The organism is Mitsuokella sp. oral taxon 131 str. W9106, assembly GCF_000469545.1.
Taxonomy (GTDB): domain Bacteria; phylum Bacillota; class Negativicutes; order Selenomonadales; family Selenomonadaceae; genus AWVT01.
This window is the reverse complement of sequence record NZ_KI273058.1, coordinates 255,420-270,837: the sequence shown is the minus strand read 5'-3', so window position 1 is coordinate 270,837 and position 15,418 is coordinate 255,420. Positions and strand designations below refer to the sequence as shown.

29 protein-coding genes are annotated in these 15,418 nt (G+C 55.1%); 3 read left to right on the top strand and 26 right to left on the bottom strand.

Going from position 1 to position 15,418, the window contains the following annotated elements; genetic code table 11:
• The first annotated feature begins 4 nt into the window (after positions 1 to 4).
• The 3 genes from HMPREF1985_RS11585 (at position 5) to HMPREF1985_RS05690 (ending at position 3,135) form a co-directional block, all read left to right on the top strand.
• Complete coding sequence (locus HMPREF1985_RS11585) at positions 5 to 277, top strand: hypothetical protein (protein ID WP_021771566.1); 273 nt, start codon at positions 5 to 7, stop codon at positions 275 to 277.
• Positions 278 to 617: 340 nt separating this feature from the next.
• Positions 618 to 1,193, top strand: a complete 576-nt coding sequence (locus HMPREF1985_RS11580; protein ID WP_021771564.1) for a hypothetical protein — start codon at positions 618 to 620, stop codon at positions 1,191 to 1,193.
• Between the two features lie 265 nt (positions 1,194 to 1,458).
• Positions 1,459 to 3,135: a ShlB/FhaC/HecB family hemolysin secretion/activation protein gene (locus HMPREF1985_RS05690; protein WP_021771562.1), complete on the top strand. Its 1,677-nt coding sequence runs from the start codon at positions 1,459 to 1,461 to the stop codon at positions 3,133 to 3,135.
• Between the two features lie 9 nt (positions 3,136 to 3,144).
• Here the strand turns inward: HMPREF1985_RS05690 and HMPREF1985_RS11315 are convergent, their stop codons facing one another.
• The 26 genes from HMPREF1985_RS11315 to rpsS form a co-directional block, all read right to left on the bottom strand.
• Complete coding sequence (locus tag HMPREF1985_RS11315; RefSeq protein WP_021771561.1) at positions 3,145 to 3,294, bottom strand: hypothetical protein; 150 nt, start codon at positions 3,292 to 3,294, stop codon at positions 3,145 to 3,147.
• Positions 3,295 to 3,606: 312 nt separating this feature from the next.
• On the bottom strand, positions 3,607 to 3,945 hold the full coding sequence (rplQ, locus tag HMPREF1985_RS05685; RefSeq protein WP_021771560.1) for a 50S ribosomal protein L17: 339 nt from the start codon (positions 3,943 to 3,945) through the stop codon (positions 3,607 to 3,609).
• Between the two features lie 15 nt (positions 3,946 to 3,960).
• Positions 3,961 to 4,923, bottom strand: coding sequence for a DNA-directed RNA polymerase subunit alpha (locus HMPREF1985_RS05680; protein WP_021771559.1), 963 nt, complete (start codon positions 4,921 to 4,923; stop codon positions 3,961 to 3,963).
• Positions 4,924 to 4,972: 49 nt separating this feature from the next.
• Complete coding sequence (gene rpsD, locus HMPREF1985_RS05675) at positions 4,973 to 5,566, bottom strand: 30S ribosomal protein S4 (protein ID WP_021771558.1); 594 nt, start codon at positions 5,564 to 5,566, stop codon at positions 4,973 to 4,975.
• Positions 5,567 to 5,585: 19 nt separating this feature from the next.
• Positions 5,586 to 5,978 carry a 30S ribosomal protein S11 gene (gene rpsK / locus HMPREF1985_RS05670; RefSeq protein ID WP_021771557.1) on the bottom strand — a complete coding sequence of 131 codons (393 nt, stop codon included), beginning with the start codon at positions 5,976 to 5,978 and terminating at the stop codon, positions 5,586 to 5,588.
• Positions 5,979 to 5,992: 14 nt separating this feature from the next.
• Entirely contained in the window at positions 5,993 to 6,361 is a 369-nt protein-coding gene (gene rpsM / locus HMPREF1985_RS05665; protein WP_021771556.1) for a 30S ribosomal protein S13, read from the bottom strand.
• 25 nt (positions 6,362 to 6,386) lie between these two features.
• Complete coding sequence (rpmJ, locus tag HMPREF1985_RS05660) at positions 6,387 to 6,500, bottom strand: 50S ribosomal protein L36 (RefSeq protein ID WP_005842139.1); 114 nt, start codon at positions 6,498 to 6,500, stop codon at positions 6,387 to 6,389.
• 227 nt (positions 6,501 to 6,727) lie between these two features.
• The gene (gene infA, locus HMPREF1985_RS05655; RefSeq protein ID WP_009645081.1) at positions 6,728 to 6,946 is read right to left on the bottom strand and encodes a translation initiation factor IF-1; all 219 of its coding nucleotides are present in this window, start codon (positions 6,944 to 6,946) and stop codon (positions 6,728 to 6,730) included.
• 104 nt (positions 6,947 to 7,050) lie between these two features.
• Entirely contained in the window at positions 7,051 to 7,698 is a 648-nt protein-coding gene (locus tag HMPREF1985_RS05650; protein WP_021771553.1) for an adenylate kinase, read from the bottom strand.
• A 54-nt stretch (positions 7,699 to 7,752) separates the two neighbouring features.
• Entirely contained in the window at positions 7,753 to 9,009 is a 1,257-nt protein-coding gene (gene secY, locus HMPREF1985_RS05645; protein ID WP_021771552.1) for a preprotein translocase subunit SecY, read from the bottom strand.
• A gap of 1 nt (position 9,010) precedes the next feature.
• Positions 9,011 to 9,493 carry a 50S ribosomal protein L15 gene (rplO, locus tag HMPREF1985_RS05640; protein ID WP_021771551.1) on the bottom strand — a complete coding sequence of 161 codons (483 nt, stop codon included), beginning with the start codon at positions 9,491 to 9,493 and terminating at the stop codon, positions 9,011 to 9,013.
• 15 nt (positions 9,494 to 9,508) lie between these two features.
• Positions 9,509 to 9,694, bottom strand: coding sequence for a 50S ribosomal protein L30 (gene rpmD / locus HMPREF1985_RS05635; protein WP_021771550.1), 186 nt, complete (start codon positions 9,692 to 9,694; stop codon positions 9,509 to 9,511).
• A 15-nt stretch (positions 9,695 to 9,709) separates the two neighbouring features.
• Positions 9,710 to 10,216 (bottom strand): 30S ribosomal protein S5, encoded by a 507-nt coding sequence (gene rpsE, locus HMPREF1985_RS05630; RefSeq protein ID WP_021771549.1) that lies wholly within the window; start codon positions 10,214 to 10,216, stop codon positions 9,710 to 9,712.
• Between the two features lie 23 nt (positions 10,217 to 10,239).
• Positions 10,240 to 10,599 carry a 50S ribosomal protein L18 gene (rplR, locus tag HMPREF1985_RS05625; protein ID WP_021771548.1) on the bottom strand — a complete coding sequence of 120 codons (360 nt, stop codon included), beginning with the start codon at positions 10,597 to 10,599 and terminating at the stop codon, positions 10,240 to 10,242.
• A 30-nt stretch (positions 10,600 to 10,629) separates the two neighbouring features.
• Complete coding sequence (gene rplF / locus HMPREF1985_RS05620) at positions 10,630 to 11,181, bottom strand: 50S ribosomal protein L6 (protein WP_021771547.1); 552 nt, start codon at positions 11,179 to 11,181, stop codon at positions 10,630 to 10,632.
• Positions 11,182 to 11,208: 27 nt separating this feature from the next.
• Positions 11,209 to 11,607 (bottom strand): 30S ribosomal protein S8, encoded by a 399-nt coding sequence (rpsH, locus tag HMPREF1985_RS05615; RefSeq protein ID WP_021771546.1) that lies wholly within the window; start codon positions 11,605 to 11,607, stop codon positions 11,209 to 11,211.
• Between the two features lie 35 nt (positions 11,608 to 11,642).
• Positions 11,643 to 11,828, bottom strand: a complete 186-nt coding sequence (locus tag HMPREF1985_RS05610; RefSeq protein ID WP_040637189.1) for a type Z 30S ribosomal protein S14 — start codon at positions 11,826 to 11,828, stop codon at positions 11,643 to 11,645.
• Between the two features lie 15 nt (positions 11,829 to 11,843).
• Positions 11,844 to 12,383 (bottom strand): 50S ribosomal protein L5, encoded by a 540-nt coding sequence (gene rplE, locus HMPREF1985_RS05605; RefSeq protein WP_021771544.1) that lies wholly within the window; start codon positions 12,381 to 12,383, stop codon positions 11,844 to 11,846.
• Positions 12,384 to 12,402: 19 nt separating this feature from the next.
• Positions 12,403 to 12,735: a 50S ribosomal protein L24 gene (gene rplX, locus HMPREF1985_RS05600; RefSeq protein WP_021771543.1), complete on the bottom strand. Its 333-nt coding sequence runs from the start codon at positions 12,733 to 12,735 to the stop codon at positions 12,403 to 12,405.
• A gap of 14 nt (positions 12,736 to 12,749) precedes the next feature.
• Positions 12,750 to 13,118 (bottom strand): 50S ribosomal protein L14, encoded by a 369-nt coding sequence (gene rplN / locus HMPREF1985_RS05595; RefSeq protein WP_021771542.1) that lies wholly within the window; start codon positions 13,116 to 13,118, stop codon positions 12,750 to 12,752.
• 30 nt (positions 13,119 to 13,148) lie between these two features.
• The gene (gene rpsQ / locus HMPREF1985_RS05590) at positions 13,149 to 13,406 is read right to left on the bottom strand and encodes a 30S ribosomal protein S17 (protein ID WP_021771541.1); all 258 of its coding nucleotides are present in this window, start codon (positions 13,404 to 13,406) and stop codon (positions 13,149 to 13,151) included.
• A gap of 38 nt (positions 13,407 to 13,444) precedes the next feature.
• Positions 13,445 to 13,639 carry a 50S ribosomal protein L29 gene (rpmC, locus tag HMPREF1985_RS05585; RefSeq protein WP_021771540.1) on the bottom strand — a complete coding sequence of 65 codons (195 nt, stop codon included), beginning with the start codon at positions 13,637 to 13,639 and terminating at the stop codon, positions 13,445 to 13,447.
• Complete coding sequence (gene rplP, locus HMPREF1985_RS05580) at positions 13,626 to 14,069, bottom strand: 50S ribosomal protein L16 (protein WP_021771539.1); 444 nt, start codon at positions 14,067 to 14,069, stop codon at positions 13,626 to 13,628. The genes rpmC and rplP overlap by 14 nt, the downstream gene beginning before the upstream one ends.
• Positions 14,070 to 14,738: a 30S ribosomal protein S3 gene (rpsC, locus tag HMPREF1985_RS05575; protein ID WP_021771538.1), complete on the bottom strand. Its 669-nt coding sequence runs from the start codon at positions 14,736 to 14,738 to the stop codon at positions 14,070 to 14,072.
• 18 nt (positions 14,739 to 14,756) lie between these two features.
• Positions 14,757 to 15,092, bottom strand: coding sequence for a 50S ribosomal protein L22 (gene rplV / locus HMPREF1985_RS05570; RefSeq protein ID WP_040637185.1), 336 nt, complete (start codon positions 15,090 to 15,092; stop codon positions 14,757 to 14,759).
• A 21-nt stretch (positions 15,093 to 15,113) separates the two neighbouring features.
• A complete protein-coding gene (gene rpsS / locus HMPREF1985_RS05565) occupies positions 15,114 to 15,395 on the bottom strand; it encodes a 30S ribosomal protein S19 (protein ID WP_040637183.1) in 282 nt (93 codons plus the stop codon).
• Positions 15,396 to 15,418: the final 23 nt, after the last annotated feature.

The window sequence follows — 15,418 nt, the reverse complement described above, 5'->3', positions numbered from 1 at the left end:
CATCATGAGCCAGATCACAGGCGCGGGGTTTGCTTCTGGTGCCATTGGCGCAGGAGTCAATGAGGCGATCATCGGCGAGATCAAGAAGATCAAGGATCCCGGCACCGCGCAGATCGTCAGCGCGATTGTAGGGGCTGCGGCAGTTAAGGCGGTCGGTGGGAATGCGGGGTCTGGTGCAAGTGCGGCGGCGAGCGGGACGAAGCGGAACTATCTCGCAGAAGGTCATAATCCCGTTCAGATTGGCATCAGTAAGGGTTATCAGGAGGTGCCAAGTTAATGTATGCGTTTTTGGTAAGATATAGACGATTATGTAAGTTTTTTATCACCCTAAGCTGTACATGTTTCTTCATTTGGATAGGAAGATCGTTATTTCAGCATGAAGCAACGCAAACAAGATTCTCTGGTAGCATCATCGGATGCTATAGGGATACGAACATGATTCCTCGCTTTGTTATCAAAGATCCCAATCGTTTGGAAAGTGAAACGATCTTTGACATTTCTGATGTAGTGCCAAAAGATTACTGGTTGTCCTTTGCCGCCCTCACGGAGGAAGGTCTGTATTTTCAGCTGATAGCAAAAGAGAAAAAAGAGGACAGTTCTTTACAAGTCCCCCAATCATGTGTTTGACTGAAGAAGATTTACGACAAATTCCTATTATATGGCCAAACACAGTATACGATCTGCTTCCTGCCAACCTATATGTGTATCCCGATAAATTTTATCTCATCTTCATCTCTATGGATTATAGCTGTCCGCATAAAGTATATTCCATCCCCAAAGAAGGCGGAGAGGCAAAAGAAATCTATGACGATATAAGCATGCGTTCTTTTGGGGACGATATCAGTCAAAAGGATGGCGCTCCCCTGCAATACAAGGATGGCCTCATCTGCATCCGACAAGATGATTCTGTTTTGGTATTCGTAAACGATGAAGGCGAGGAACCTTTGTTTCCTTTGCCAGTCGGAACAGCAAATCTCCTAAAAGGATGGTATGAAGAAGGTAAAAGCATCTTGCTGTGGAGCTGTGACCCGAATTACGCTGTTGTTGTCAATTTGCAGGGAGAAGTTTTGTTTGAACTGTATCGATCGTGGTTCTTGAGTTCAAGCTGTTGGGATGTTCACGGCAATGCGGCCAACGGAATCCTGTTCACAGAAGCATCCTTGGTGGATTATGCATATTTTCCTGGATTCTAGGCGCTGGATTTTTTCCGTAAAGAGCGGGTTCGGCATTTTGACTCTGGCATCTACGATACACGCACAGGCAATATGATTCCGCTTTATTGGAAAAACCAGATTGATCCCGTCTGTTGGTCCAAGGTAGATTATGATCCGGATTTCTTTGAACGACTGCTTGCATCGGCAAAAAGAAATCGTGCTGTCCCTCATGTAGTTGATAAGCAATAGAATTGACGCCTCTTGATCATGATCACTTAGTTTTAAAAGAATGTGGTGAATCCATTTGATAACACTCAAACTCCCATCCGCCCCCCTGCTCATAGCAGCCATCCTCCCCTTATCCGTCTCTCCCGCCCAAGCTGCTCCGCTCTCGCAGCAGGAGCAGCTTGACCAGTCGCGAGCACAGGAGGCGGCACGGCAGGAGCGGCTGCATCAAGAACGCACGGAGGTCGATACGCCCCCTCTCTCTTCCTCAACGCTCCCTGCCGATGAAACGGTTCGTTTCCCCATCGTCAAAGTTATGCTTGAAAATGAATCGGGGAAGTTCTATTTCCTGCGCCATATCGCCCATGACTACGAAGGACGCGAGCTTGCTCTCAAGGAGATCAATGAAGCCGTCGGCAAAATGAACCACGAGCTTATGCAGCGCGGTTTTTCAACAAGCCGCGTCGTCATCCCCGAGCAGAATCTCTCAGAAGGAACGCTCCGACTTGTTTTGCAGATCGGCCGCATTCATGCCGTGCGCTTTGCCGAGGGCAATGATACGCTCTATACCTACAACCTCTTCCCGTTTCGCGAAGGCGACGTCTTGAACGTGCGCGATATCGAGCAAGGGCTTGAGCAGGCGAAGCGCCTGCCTTCGCAGGATATTACCGTGAAACTCCTGCCGGCACAGGAGCCGCAAATGACGGACCTAGTGCTCACGGTGACACGCGGCAAGAATGTCTACGGCACGATCTCCCTCGATGATTCCGGTCTCAAGGATACGGGAAAGCTGCAGCTTTACGGCAATGTCGGCGTCGACCAGATATTTCAGCGGAACGATATCCTGCGCGTCGGCATGAATCTCGACGGCGCACAGGACGGCTATGCGAAAGGTACGCGCGGGCATAATATCAGCTATACGATTCCCTACGGGGCGCATACGTTTACGGTCTCTTACCAGCGCTCGAAATACCATCAGACGGTGGAGAGCCGTCCCTACGATTTCATCAGCGCGGGCGATACGAATATCTCGACGTTTTCCTGGGACTATGTGCTGCATCGTTCGTCGAGCATGAAGACGAGCATGGATATTCGTCTGAAGAAGCGCAATTCCCATAGCTTTGTCAACGATGTGGAGCTTCCCATCCAGGCGATGCACCAGACATCGTTGGAGGTCGGCTATGCGGAGCGGCTTTACATCGACCGGGACACGCTCTATTTCCGCATCGCGCACCGCTTCGGACTCGGATGGCTTGGCGCACAGGAGGAGAAAACGTATCCTGATGCACCAAAGACGCACTATCGCCTGTGGCTCTTTGATGTGGATTACATCCATCCGTTTACGTTCGGTCATCGCCCTGCGACCTTCACCACGTCTCTTCACGGGCAATGGACGATGAACGAGCAAAGGCTCTATGGCGTGGATATGATCAGCATGGGCGGACGCTATACGGTGCGCGGCTTCGACGGCGAGACCACGCTGATGGGAACGAACGGCTGGTATCTTAGAAATGAATTTGTGACGAAGTTCCCGAAGCAAAAGGCGGAACTTTATCTCGGCCTCGATGTCGGCGCCGTCTACGGCTACGGCGCCGATCTCTACAACGGGCATGTGCTCGCAGGTGCAGCGCTCGGCGTTCGCGGAACGGTCAACGATATTTCCTACGATATTTTTGCTGCCGCGCCCATAGAAAAACTCGAAGGTTTCCACACACCGGACGCAACCTGCGGCTTCTCCTTCGGGCTAAGATTCTAGGAGAATCCTCTACACGCTCACTTCCGTTCCATCCCGAAACATCACCGTCATGCCCTTACCCGCGGTCACGCTCTCTACCATGCTCGCCCAAAGCTGGCTGTCGAACTCTGCCACAGGCGCACTCTGTTCCTTGATGCACTTGATGAACAATGCCCCCATCGCTCCGACTGCGCTTCCTTGCAGAGATCGTGTCCGTCACCTCGTCAAACCGTGCTTTTGCGGCATCATATCTCGCCACAAGTCCCTCGCAGTGTTTCTGATACTCCTCTTGATTCTGTGCAATGCGGGCGTTCTCTCGAATGCACTTTTCTGTCAGTTCGTGTTCTCGTTTGTTCCCCTCTGCGCAAATATCATTGTATCAGATTCCCATGTGTCACGTTTTCTTTTTTGCTTCCTGTTGCACTTAGATTGTAAATTCAAGATCAAAAAAGCCATCCGTGTGAGCGGATGGCTCTTTTCTTTTCGTTTCGATCAGACGAGCTCGATGATGACCATCGGAGCAGCGTCGCCGCGGCGGACGCCGAGCTTCAAAATACGCGTGTAGCCGCCTTGGCGGTCTGCGTATTTCTTGCCGATTTCATCGAAGAGCTTCCTTACCACGTCCTCATCAGACAGCCTCGCGATCGCCATGCGACGTGCGGAAAGGTCGCCACGCTTTGCAAGCGTGATGAGCTTGTCGGCAAACTTGCGGAGCTCCTTTGCCTTCGCTTCCGTCGTCTCGATGCGGCCATATCTGAAGAAGGAAGTGAGAATGCTGGCGAACAGCGCCTTGCGTGCCGCTGCATTACGTCCTAACTTTCTGTGGCTCATGGATTTCCCTCTTTCCTATTCATTGTTCACTTCTTTGAGCGCAAGCCCGAGTTCTTCAAGCTTCTTTTTGACCTCTTCGAGGGACTTGCGTCCGAGATTGCGTACCTTCATCATGTCATCTTCCGATTTCTCGGCAAGATCTGCGACCGTGTTGATGTTCGCGCGCTTCAAACAGTTGAAGGAACGGACGGAGAGATCGAGATCCTCGATGGTCATTTCCATGACCTTCCCAGAATCGTCCTCTGCTTCTTCCGGGAAGGATGCCTCCACTTCCTCCGTCTCTTCCGGCAGCCCATCCATGTTCTGGAAAAGCTTCAGATGCATGACGAGGATTCCGGCAGCCTTGCTGACCGCTTCTTCCGGACGGAGAGAACCATCTGTCCATACTTCAAGTGTCAGGCGGTCATAGTCCGTGACATTGCCGACGCGCGTATCCTGCACGTTGTAGTTGACGCGCTGTACGGGCGAGAAGATCGAGTCGATGGGAATGGTTCCGATCGTATCGTCCGGCTTCTTGTTGCGATCCGACGGGACGTAGCCGCGCCCGCGTTCAACGGTCATCTCGATGACGAGCTTGCCGTCCTCGTTGAGCGTAGCGATGTGAAGATCCGGATTTAAGACCTCCACGTCCGAGCCGCAGATAATGTCAGCGCCCGTGACCTCTTTCTCCCCCTCCGCTTCAATGCGGATGACGCGCGGCTCGCTCCCCACCATCTTGAGGCAGAGCTGCTTGAGGTTCAGGACGATGTTCGTGACATCATCCCGCACGCCCGGTATCGTCGAGAACTCATGGAGCACGCCCTCAATCCGAACGGACGTGATTGCCGCGCCTTCGAGGGAGGAGAGGAGCATGCGGCGCAGGCTGTTGCCGAACGTCGTGCCGTAGCCGCGTTCGAGCGGCTCGCAGACGAACTTGCCGTAACGGCCATCTTCGCTGATCTCCACAATCTCAATCTTTGGTTTCTCGATGTCTATCATCTTGGAAGTACCCCCTCAATAACAAGATGTGCTGAGTAATCCATCTTCATTACTTGGAGTACAGCTCGACGATAGCCTGCTCGTTGACCGGGACATCAATCTCTTCGCGGTTCGGGAAACGCGTTACCGTCCCCGTGAGATTGGCCTGGTCCGCCTGGAGCCATGCCGGAGCGGAAAGAGCATTGCTGCTCTCCTTCAGCTCCTTGAAGAATGCACTGCCTTGGCTCTTCTCCGCGACCGTTATGACGTCGCCCTCTGAAACGAGCGCCGAGGGAATGTCGACGCGCTTGCCGTTGACCGCGAAATGGCCGTGACGGACGAGCTGACGTGCCTGGCGGCGCGTGTTGGCAAGGCCAAGGCGGAACACGACGTTGTCAAGGCGGCGCTCCAAGAGCCCGAGGAGGTTCTCACCCGTTACGCCCTGCATCTTCTTTGCTTTATTGTAGTATCCACGGAACTGCTTTTCGAGCACGCCGTAGATGAACTTTGCTTTCTGCTTCTCTTTGAGCTGCAAGCCGTACTCCGAAACCTTTCGGTTCGTGCGTACGATCTTGCGCTTCGATTCTTTGGAGCGGCCGATTACAGCCGGCTCGAGCCCGAGCGCACGGCAGCGCTTGAGGGCTGGTACTCTATCAATTGCCATATTCGAAATGCACCTCCTGTTAGACTCTTCTGCGCTTCGGCGGACGGCATCCATTGTGCGGGATTGGCGTAACGTCTTTGATCATGTTGACTTCAAGCCCCGTTGCCTGCAGGGAACGGATCGCTGCCTCACGACCAGCGCCCGGACCCTTGACGTAGACCTCGACCTGCTTGAGGCCATGCTCCATCGCTGCCTTTGCAGCCGTCTCCGCTGCCATCTGTGCAGCGAACGGCGTGCTCTTGCGCGAGCCACGGAAACCGAGTCCGCCTGCGCTAGCCCAGGAAAGTGCATTGCCGCTCTTATCGGTGAGCGTCACAATCGTGTTGTTGAACGTGGAGCTGATGTGCGCGACGCCAAATTCCACGTTCTTGCGAACTTTTTTCTTCGTGCGAACTGCTTTCTTAACTGCCACCAGTTAACCCTCCTTTATTTTTTCTTGCCTGCTACAGCCTTTTTCGGGCCTTTTCGCGTGCGAGCATTATTCTTCGTATTCTGTCCACGGACAGGAAGGCCAAGACGGTGACGACGTCCACGGTAGCAGCCGATATCAACGAGTCTTTTGATGTTCATCTGGCGCTCACGACGAAGATCACCTTCGACGAGGACGTTCTTATCGATGGCATCACGAAGCTTTACAACTTCGTCCTCCGTGAGGTCTCGCGTACGCGTATCGGGATTGATGCCAGTCTCCTTCAGCAGATCCTGCGAAGTCTTCAGGCCAATGCCATAAACGTACGTCAAAGCAATTTCAATTCTCTTGTCACGGGGCAAATCTACACCGGCAATACGTGCCATTAAAAAAGCACCTCCTTATTCTTTGTTATCCTTGTCTTTGCTTATGCTTGGGGTTTTCACAGATGACCATGACACGGCCTTTGCGCTTGATGATCTTGCACTTCTCACAAATCCGCTTTACGGACGGCTTTACCTTCATTCTCTTTCGCCTCCTTTGCGCGGAATCACAGACCGATTCCGTCATCCAGCTTCGGAGGAAGCGGGATGGCTTCACTGCGTCCGTGTTCCCTTGGCGGGGTTGCGCCCGAAGGCGCACTTCACCCCTGTACCAGTCTGTCATTTTTTTAGTATATCATTTTTTTTGTGCCCTGCCTAGAGGGAAACAAAAAACTTTTGGCGTGCAAGCGACAGATCTCGATGGGCCGCTTACTTGAAGCGGTAGGTGATGCGTCCGCGCGTGAGGTCATACGGCGTAAGCTCGATCGTGACCTTGTCGCCCGGCAGGATGCGGATGAAGTTCATGCGAATCTTCCCAGAGACGTGCGCGAGAACGACGTGTCCATTCTCGAGCTCCACTTGGAACATCGCATTCGGCAAGGCCTCAAGGACCTTGCCTTCTACTTCAATAACGTCTTGCTTCGACATGCTCTCTCTCCTCTTTATGGGATATGGGCGTCTGCCCGGAATCGGCTTCATTATGACAATAGGCGGCCGCTAGGCCGCCCACTATCTCAGGAATCGCTTCCTTGTCATTTGGCCTTCAGCGTCGCGATAAGATCCTTCGTGACCTTGTCGATCGCCTGCCTGCCGTCGACTGCCACATAAGCGCCGGCCTTTTCATAGTAGTCGATGAGCGGCTTCGTCGAAGCCTCGTAGACTGAGAGACGTTTTTCCATCGTCTCCGCCGTGTCGTCTGCACGCTGGAATAGTTCCCCGCCGCATTCGTCGCACTTGCCCTCCGTCTTCGGCGGGTTGAACTTCGTGTGGTACGTAGCGCCGCAGCTCTTGCAGATGCGGCGGCCGACGGCACGCGCAATGAGGTCGCCCTTCGGCACGTTGATATGGATTGCCTTCGCTGCAGGCAGGCCGAGATCCTTAAGGATCGTCCCCAGTGCGTCCGCCTGCTCTACCGTGCGCGGGAAGCCGTCAAGAATGAACCCGTTCTTGCAATCGTCTTTCGCGAGGCGTTCGCGGACGATGCCGATCGTGACTTCGTCTGGAACGAGCTTGCCCTCATCCATGCAGGCTTTCGCCTGTTTGCCGAGCGGCGTGCCTTCCTTGACGGCGGCACGGAACATGTCGCCTGTGGAGATATGCGGAATGCGGAACTCTTTCACGAGTTCTGCCGCCTGCGTCCCCTTGCCGGCCCCAGGAGGGCCCATCAGCAGGATATTCATACGATTTTCCTCTTTTCGACCATGGGAGCGCGCCCTCGGGGCGAGCTCCTTATCTCACTTCATAAAGCCTTCATAGTGGCGCATGACCACCATCGACTCGATCTGCTTCATCGTCTGGAGCGCGACGCCGACTACGATGAGCAGCGCCGTCCCGCCGAAGTAGACGCCTTCGATGCGCGTGCCCGCCGCGATCATGTTCGGCAGGACTGCGATGAACGCGAGGAACACCGAGCCTGCGAGCGTGATGCGCGTGAGGACATGATCGAGGTAGTCCGCCGTCGGCTGCCCTGGACGGACGCCGGGGATAAACCCGCCATACTTCTTCAGATTGTCCGCCATATCCGGTATTTTGACCGTGACGGCGGTATAGAAATAAGTGAAGAAGATGATCATGGCAACGTAGAGCGTCGTCTGCAGCGGCGTGCCCCACTGAAGGTGGCTCGCGATCATCTTGACGGTCTCGTTGTCGATGAACTGCGCGATCGTCGGCGGGAACATGAGCACCGAAGAGGCGAAAATGATCGGGATGACGCCGGCCTGATTCACCTTGAGGGGAATGTGGCTGGTGTGCCCGCCATACGCCTTCTGTCCGACGACGCGCTTCGTGTAGGAAATCGGCACCCGGCGGAACCCCGTCTCAATGAAAACGACGAACATGACCATCAAAATGGCGATGACCGCAAACAGAAAGACGGAGAAATAGCTGATCGTGCCTGCCTGTACGTAGTGGTAGATCGTGCCGATGTTCTTCGGCAGTGCTGCGACGATGCCGGCAAAAATGATCAGCGAGATGCCGTTGCCGACGCCTTGCGCGGTGATCTGCTCACCGAGCCACATGAGAAACACCGTGCCCGCCGTCAACGTGATCGCGATGATCAGGATATTGATGGGGTTCGGGTTCAATATGGCGCTCTTTAAGCCGATGGACATGCCGATCGCCTGCAGGAAAGCGAGGATTACCGTAAGATAGCGCGTGACCTGTGTCGTCTTCTTATATCCTTCCTGCCCCTCCTTCGACCACTGCTCAAGCGTAGGTATGACGACATTCAGAAGCTGGATGATGATCGCGGCATTGATGTACGGAGTGATCGACATCGCGAAGATGGAGAACTTGGAGAACGCGCCGCCAGAGAAGAGGTCGAGAAGACCGAATAGGCTACCGCTTGCGAAGAGCTGCGCGATAGCCTGCGGGTCAACTCCCGGCACAGGGATATGGGTTCCCATGCGGAAGACCGCGAACATAATGAGCGTGAAGATAATCTTTTGCCGAAGTTCTGGAATCCGAAAAATGTTTCCAAACGCTTCCAGCATATCAGAGTACCTCTAGTTCCGTCTTGCCGGTTTCCGGGTTGAATTTGATTCGCTTTGCCGTGCCACCAGCAGCCTTGATCTTCTCAACAGCCGACTTTGTGTAGCCATTTGCGATGATCTCGACCTTCTTGGTGAGCTCGCCGTCGCCGAGGATGCGGATGCCGTCCCTGACGTTCTTCAGGATGCCCGTTTCGATGAGCGCAACGGGATCGACTACGGCGCCGTCATCAAAACGGTTCAGCGAGGAAACATTGACCTCCGCATAGTGCTTTGCCCAAACATTCTTGAAGCCGCGCTTCGGGAGACGGCGGTAGATCGGCATCTGACCGCCTTCAAATCCCGTGCGTACGCCGCCGCCGCTGCGGGAATTCTGTCCCTTCATGCCGCGGCCTGCTGTCTTGCCGTTGCCGGAGCCGATCCCGCGGCCAACGCGTTTGCGGGCCTTGCGGCTGCCCTCAGCAGGCTTTAGTTCATGTAATTTCATTCTTACGCCTCCTGCTTATTCTGCAATCGTCTCAACTGCAATCAGATGCTCGACTTTGTGGAGCTGGCCGCGGATTGCAGGGTTGTCGGGAAGCTCAACGACGGAGTTGATCTTCCGAAGACCGAGCGAACGAACCGTTCTGCGCTGGGTCTCGGGCCGGCCGATGAGGCTTCTCTTCAGCGTGACTTTTACCTTTGCCATATTCGGAGCCTCCTATCAACCGTAAATCTCTGCGACCGTCTTGCCGCGGAGTTCTGCAACAGCCTCGGGACGCTTGAGCGCCTTGAGGCCTTCCATCGTCGCACGGACCATGTTGTTCGGGTTCGCAGAGCCGAGCGACTTCGTGAGGATGTCGCTGATGCCGGCGAGCTCAAGCACGGCACGTGCCGGACCGCCGGCGATGACGCCGGTGCCTTTTGCGGCAGGCTTGAGCATGACGCGGCCCGCGCCGAAGATGCCGACCATCTCATGCGGGATCGTGCGGCCGTCACGGAGTGCGACTTCGACGAGGTTCTTCTTCGCATCCTCGACGCCCTTGCGGATCGCCTCAGGAACTTCTGCCGCCTTGCCGAGGCCGACGCCGACCTTGCCCTTCTTGTTGCCAACGACCACGAGGGCACTGAACGAGAAACGACGGCCGCCCTTGACGACCTTCGCAACGCGGTTTATGTATACAACTTTCTCCTCGAACTCTGGAGTCTCGTTGTCCATATTTCTAGCCATTCATTTACCTCCTTTGGCGTAGTTCAGAACCTCAGCCCGGCTGCACGGGCTGCTTCGGCGAGTGCGGCGACACGTCCGTGGTAGATATAACCACCGCGGTCAAAGACGACTTCCTCGATGCCCTTTTCCTTCGCGCGCTTTGCGATTTCTGCACCGATGGCCTTGGCGGCCTCGATGTTGCCGCCGTAGTTTGCAAAGCCCTTGTCCTGCGTGCTTGCCGAAACGAGCGTCACGCCATTCGTATCATCGATGATCTGCGCGTAGATGTTCGCGAGGCTGCGGTATACGTTAAGGCGAGGGCGCGCCGCCGTGCCAGCAACGTGCTTGCGGACGCGCAGGTGGCGCTTCTGACGCGCCTTGTTCTTGTCTACTTTATGTAGCACAGGGATTCACTCCTTTCTCGGATCCGTATCTTATTTCTTGCCCTTTGCGCCGGCCTTGCCTTCCTTGCGGCGGATGTGCTCGCCCGCGTACTTGATGCCCTTGCCCTTATACGGCTCCGGCTTGCGGAATGCGCGGATCTCAGCAGCAATCTGGCCGACCTTTTCCTTGTCGATGCCCTTGACCGTAATGGCCGTCGCAGACGGAACGTCGAACTCAATGCCTGCGGGCGGCTCGACGATGACAGGATGGGAAAACCCGAGCGAGAGGTTAAGGTTCTTGCCTTGTTTCTGGGCACGGTAACCGACACCGTTGATTTCGAGATCCTTCGAGAATCCTTCCGTGACGCCGACGACCATGTTGTGGATCAGCGAGCGGGAAAGACCATGAAGCGCCCTATGGGGTTTATCGTCAGACGGACGCGCGACCGTAAGGACGGCGCCATCGACGGTTACTTTCATTTCCGGGTTGATGTGGCGGGAAAGCTCCCCTTTGGGACCCTTCACCTTCACCAAGTTATCCGCACCGACCGTGACCGTCACGCCGGCTGGGATATCAACTGGTGCATTTCCAATTCTTGACATCTGTACACCTCCTGACTACAGTTCCTCTTACCAAACGTACGCGACGACTTCGCCGCCGAGACCGGCCTTGCGTGCTGCCTTGTCGCTCATGATTCCCTTCGACGTGGAAATGATCGCGATGCCAAGACCGCCAAGGACGCGGGGAAGCCCGTCATGCTTCGCATACTGGCGAAGGCCAGGCTTCGAAATGCGCTTGATGCCGGTGATGACGTGCTCCCGTGCGGGACCGTACTTCAGGGAAATCGTGATGACACCTTGCCTGTTGTCTTCCTGGAACGTATAGTCTTTGATGAACCCTTCCTGCTTCAAAACTTCAGCGATGGCGGCCTTCATCTTCGAGCCCGGAATGGTTACCGTCTCGTGGAATACAGAGTTTGCATTGCGCAAACGGGTCAGCATATCTGCAATAGGATCAGTCATTGCCATGAATCGATATCCTCCTCTCAATCAATCAATCGGAATTACCAGCTTGCCTTCGTGACGCCGGGGATGGCGCCCTTGTAGCTCTGCTCACGAAAGCAGATACGGCACATATCGAACTTGCGCATATAGCCATGCGGACGGCCGCAGATCCTGCAGCGGTTGTACGCCCGCGTGGGGTACTTCGGTTCCTTGCTCCACTTTTCGATCATAGACTTCTTAGCCAAGGTTTCTTGCCTCCTTTATGCTTTGAACGGCATGCCCATGAGTTTCAGGAGCTCGCGCGCTTCTTCATCCTTCTCTGCCGTCGTGACGATTACGATGTTCATGCCGCGGATCTTGTCGATCTTGTCGTACTCGATCTCCGGGAAAATGAGCTGCTCCTTGAGACCGACCGCGTAGTTTCCGCGGCCATCAAACGCCTTGTCGGAGAGACCGCGGAAGTCACGGACGCGCGGGAGCGCGACATTCATGAACTTGTCGAGGAATTGGTACATGCGCGTGCCGCGCAGCGTGACCTTGCATCCGATCGGCATGCCCTCTCGAAGCTTCCAAGCGGCGATCGACTTCTTCGCACGCGTCAAAATGGGCTTCTGCCCTGCGATGATCGTAAGATCGCTGACCGCAGCATCGAGTGCCTTCGGATTCGCGACAGCTTCGCCGACGCCCATGTTGATGATGATCTTCTCGATCTTCGGAAGCTGCATGACGTTCTTATAGCCGAACTTCTCTGTCATGGCTTTCGTGACTTCATTCTGGTACTTTTCCTGTAATCTATCCACCTAGTTTCCTCCTTTCCTTTTATTTTGTTTGGTCGATGACCTCGCCGCACTTCTTGCAGGCGCGGACCGACTTGCCGTTTACTTTCTTATGTGCAACCCGCGTTGCCTTCTTGCAGGCAGGGCATACGAGCTGGACCTTGCAGACGTGCATCGGCATTTCCTTTACGAGGATGCCGCCCTGCGGTGCCTTCTGGTTCGGCTTCGTGTGGCGCTTTGCTTTGTTCACGCCCTCGACGACGACCTTGCCTTTCTTCGGCATGGCCGCGATGACCTTGCCCTCCTTGCCCTTGTCCTTGCCGGACAGGACGACGACCGTGTCGCCTTTCTTGACGTTCAGTTTAACGAGTGACAAAATAGCACCTCCTCTTAAAGCACTTCAGGAGCCAAGGAGACAATCTTCATGAAGTCCTTCTCGCGAAGCTCTCTTGCAACCGGTCCAAAGATGCGCGTGCCGCGCGGCGTCTTGTCGTCCTTGATGAGGACAGCTGCATTCTCGTCAAAGCGGATGTATGAGCCATCGCCGCGACGCAGTCCCTTGACCGTGCGGACGACGACTGCCTTGACAACGTCGCCCTTCTTGACCGTGCCGCCCGGTGCTGCCGACTTGACAGCAGCGACGATGATATCTCCGATGTTGGCGTACTTGCGATAGGAGCCGCCCATAACACGAATGCACATGATTTCCTTCGCGCCCGTGTTGTCCCCAACATTCAGGATGGTTTGCTGTTGGATCATTTCGTGACCTCCTTCTCCGATTGTTTTGGATTACTTCGCGCGCTCGATGACTTCGACCACGCGCCAGCGCTTCGTCTTTGAAAGCGGGCGCGTCTCCATCAGGGAAACCTTGTCGCCGACGTGGGCGTCATTCTTCTCATCATGTGCGTGGAACTTGACCGTGCGCTTCACGGGCTTCTTGTACAGCTTGTGCTGCTTGAGTTCCTCGATCGCAACGACGACCGTCTTATCCATTTTGTCCGAGATGACCTTGCCAATTCTTACTTTCCGTACGTTTCTTTCGCTCATCAGGGAGCCTCCTTCCTTCTGCCTGCCAAATCGTCAGTTTATGCGTTGCGCTCGTTCTCGCGCTGAATCGTCTTGATGCGAGCAATCGACTTCTTGACTTCCTTGATACGCATCGGATTTTCGAGCTGGCCTGTGGCGAGCTGGAAGCGGAGACCGAAGAGTTCCTCTTTGAGCGAAGCAACTTTCTGGTCAAGCTCCGCGCTGCTCATCTCGCGAATCTCATTCACCTTCATTTACTTCACCGCCCTCTGCCTTTTCTTCCTTCGTGACAAACTTCGTCTTGATCGGGAGCTTATGCCCCGCGAGACGCATTGCCTCGAATGCGATTTCCTTCGTGACGCCATCCATCTCGAAGAGGACGCGGCCCGGCTTGACGACGGCGACCCAGTACTCAGGCGAACCCTTGCCAGAACCCATGCGCGTCTCAGCCGGCTTTGCCGTTACCGGCTTGTCGGGGAAGATCTTGATCCATACCTGGCCGCCGCGCTTGATGTAGCGCGTCATCGCGATGCGTGCCGCCTCGATCTGGCGGTTCGTGATCCAGGCAGGCTCAAGTGCAATGAGGCCGTACTTCCCGTGGCTCACGGTATTGCCTCGATTCGCCTTGCCTTTCATGCGGCCACGGAACTGCTTGCGGTATTTGACTCTCTTTGGTAGTAACATTTAAGCCTCACTCCCTTCGGCTGCGGTCTTCGCCTGTTTTTTTTCTGGAAGGACTTCGCCCTTGAAGATCCAGACCTTGACGCCGATACGGCCATACGTCGTATGTGCTTCTGCCGTGCCGTAGTCGATGTCTGCGCGGAGCGTATGAAGCGGGATGCTTCCTTCTCGGTAGAACTCCTTGCGTGCGATCTCGGCGCCGCCAAGGCGGCCGCTGCAGGCAATCTTGATGCCCTTTGCGCCGAGGCGCATCGTGCGGGCGACTGCCTGCTTCATCGCACGGCGGAAGGCGATGCGGCGCTCCAGTTGCTGCGCGACGTTCTCCGCGACGAGCGTCGCGTCCATGTCCGGCTGCTTGACCTCCGCGATGTTGATGTCAACCTTCTTGTCCGTATACTTCTTGAGCCCTTCCTTGATCTGCTCGATGCCCGAACCGCCGCGGCCGATCACCATGCCTGGCTTAGCCGTGTGGATCGTGAGCTTGAGGCGCTTCTGGCTGCGCTCCGTCTCGATACGTGGCACGCCGGCCGTCATGAGGCTCTGCTTCAGGTAATCACGGATCTTGATATCTTCATGCAGGTTATCTGCAAAATCTTTGTCTGCGTACCACTTCGCATCCCAGTCCTTGACGATGCCAAGACGAATGCCATGCGGATTTACTTTCTGACCCAAACCGTTCCCCTCCTATTCTCAGTGCTTCTCGTCAACGATGACCGTGACATGGGACGTGCGCTTCAAAATCTTGAACGCCTGCCCACGGGAACGCGGGTGAATGCGCTTGAGCGTCGGGCCCTGATCGGTGTAAGCCGTCTTGACGTAGAGGTTGTCGACGTTCATGTCGAAGTTGTTCTCCGCATTGGCGACCGCCGAACGGAGCACCTTCTCGACTACTTCTGCGCCGGCCTTCGGCGTGAACTTCAGGATCGCGAACGCGTCTGCGATGTTCTTGCCACGGATAAGATCCATGACGATACGAACTTTGCGCGGAGCGATGCGAACGTATTTAGCAGTTGCTTTTGATTCCACAAGGATTCTCCTTTCGCAAAATTATCGCAGCGAAGTCTTGCGCTCTTCGCCGGAATGGCCTTTGAACGTACGCGTCGGCGCGAACTCGCCGAGCTTGTGTCCGACCATGTCCTCCGTCACGTAGACGGGGACGTGCTTGCGTCCGTCGTGCACCGCAATCGTATGACCGACAAAATCCGGGAAAATCGTGGAACTTCTCGACCAGGTCTTGATGACCTTCTTATCATTTGCTTCGTTGAGTGCCGTAATCTTCTTCATCAGGCTTTCCGCAACGAAAGGGCCCTTCTTAACAGATCTTGACAAAGTGTATCCTCCTTCCGTCAGGC

Excerpts from the sequence above, each read along its gene's own strand:
- rpmC (WP_021771540.1), bottom strand. The coding sequence starts at position 13,639 with ATGAAGGTGAATGAGATTCGCGAGATGAGCAGCGCGGAGCTTGACCAG.
- HMPREF1985_RS11315 (WP_021771561.1), bottom strand. The coding sequence starts at position 3,294 with ATGGGGGCATTGTTCATCAAGTGCATCAAGGAACAGAGTGCGCCTGTG.
- rpmD (WP_021771550.1), bottom strand. The coding sequence starts at position 9,694 with ATGGCAAAGGTAAAAGTCACGCTGAAGAGAAGCCTCATCGGCCGGCCC.
- HMPREF1985_RS05680 (WP_021771559.1), bottom strand. The coding sequence starts at position 4,923 with ATGATAGACATCGAGAAACCAAAGATTGAGATTGTGGAGATCAGCGAA.
- rplF (WP_021771547.1), bottom strand. The coding sequence starts at position 11,181 with ATGTCAAGAATTGGAAATGCACCAGTTGATATCCCAGCCGGCGTGACG.
- rpsQ (WP_021771541.1), bottom strand. The coding sequence starts at position 13,406 with ATGAGCGAAAGAAACGTACGGAAAGTAAGAATTGGCAAGGTCATCTCG.
- HMPREF1985_RS11585 (WP_021771566.1), top strand. The coding sequence starts at position 5 with ATGAGCCAGATCACAGGCGCGGGGTTTGCTTCTGGTGCCATTGGCGCA.
- rpsE (WP_021771549.1), bottom strand. The coding sequence starts at position 10,216 with ATGGCTAGAAATATGGACAACGAGACTCCAGAGTTCGAGGAGAAAGTT.
- rpsH (WP_021771546.1), bottom strand. The coding sequence starts at position 11,607 with ATGGCAATGACTGATCCTATTGCAGATATGCTGACCCGTTTGCGCAAT.
- rplO (WP_021771551.1), bottom strand. The coding sequence starts at position 9,493 with ATGAAATTACATGAACTAAAGCCTGCTGAGGGCAGCCGCAAGGCCCGC.
- rpsD (WP_021771558.1), bottom strand. The coding sequence starts at position 5,566 with ATGGCAATTGATAGAGTACCAGCCCTCAAGCGCTGCCGTGCGCTCGGG.
- rpsM (WP_021771556.1), bottom strand. The coding sequence starts at position 6,361 with ATGGCACGTATTGCCGGTGTAGATTTGCCCCGTGACAAGAGAATTGAA.
- secY (WP_021771552.1), bottom strand. The coding sequence starts at position 9,009 with ATGCTGGAAGCGTTTGGAAACATTTTTCGGATTCCAGAACTTCGGCAA.
- rpmJ (WP_005842139.1), bottom strand. The coding sequence starts at position 6,500 with ATGAAGGTAAAGCCGTCCGTAAAGCGGATTTGTGAGAAGTGCAAGATC.
- rplN (WP_021771542.1), bottom strand. The coding sequence starts at position 13,118 with ATGATCCAACAGCAAACCATCCTGAATGTTGGGGACAACACGGGCGCG.
- rplQ (WP_021771560.1), bottom strand. The coding sequence starts at position 3,945 with ATGAGCCACAGAAAGTTAGGACGTAATGCAGCGGCACGCAAGGCGCTG.
- infA (WP_009645081.1), bottom strand. The coding sequence starts at position 6,946 with ATGTCGAAGCAAGACGTTATTGAAGTAGAAGGCAAGGTCCTTGAGGCC.
- HMPREF1985_RS05650 (WP_021771553.1), bottom strand. The coding sequence starts at position 7,698 with ATGAATATCCTGCTGATGGGCCCTCCTGGGGCCGGCAAGGGGACGCAG.
- rplP (WP_021771539.1), bottom strand. The coding sequence starts at position 14,069 with ATGTTACTACCAAAGAGAGTCAAATACCGCAAGCAGTTCCGTGGCCGC.
- HMPREF1985_RS11580 (WP_021771564.1), top strand. The coding sequence starts at position 618 with ATGTGTTTGACTGAAGAAGATTTACGACAAATTCCTATTATATGGCCA.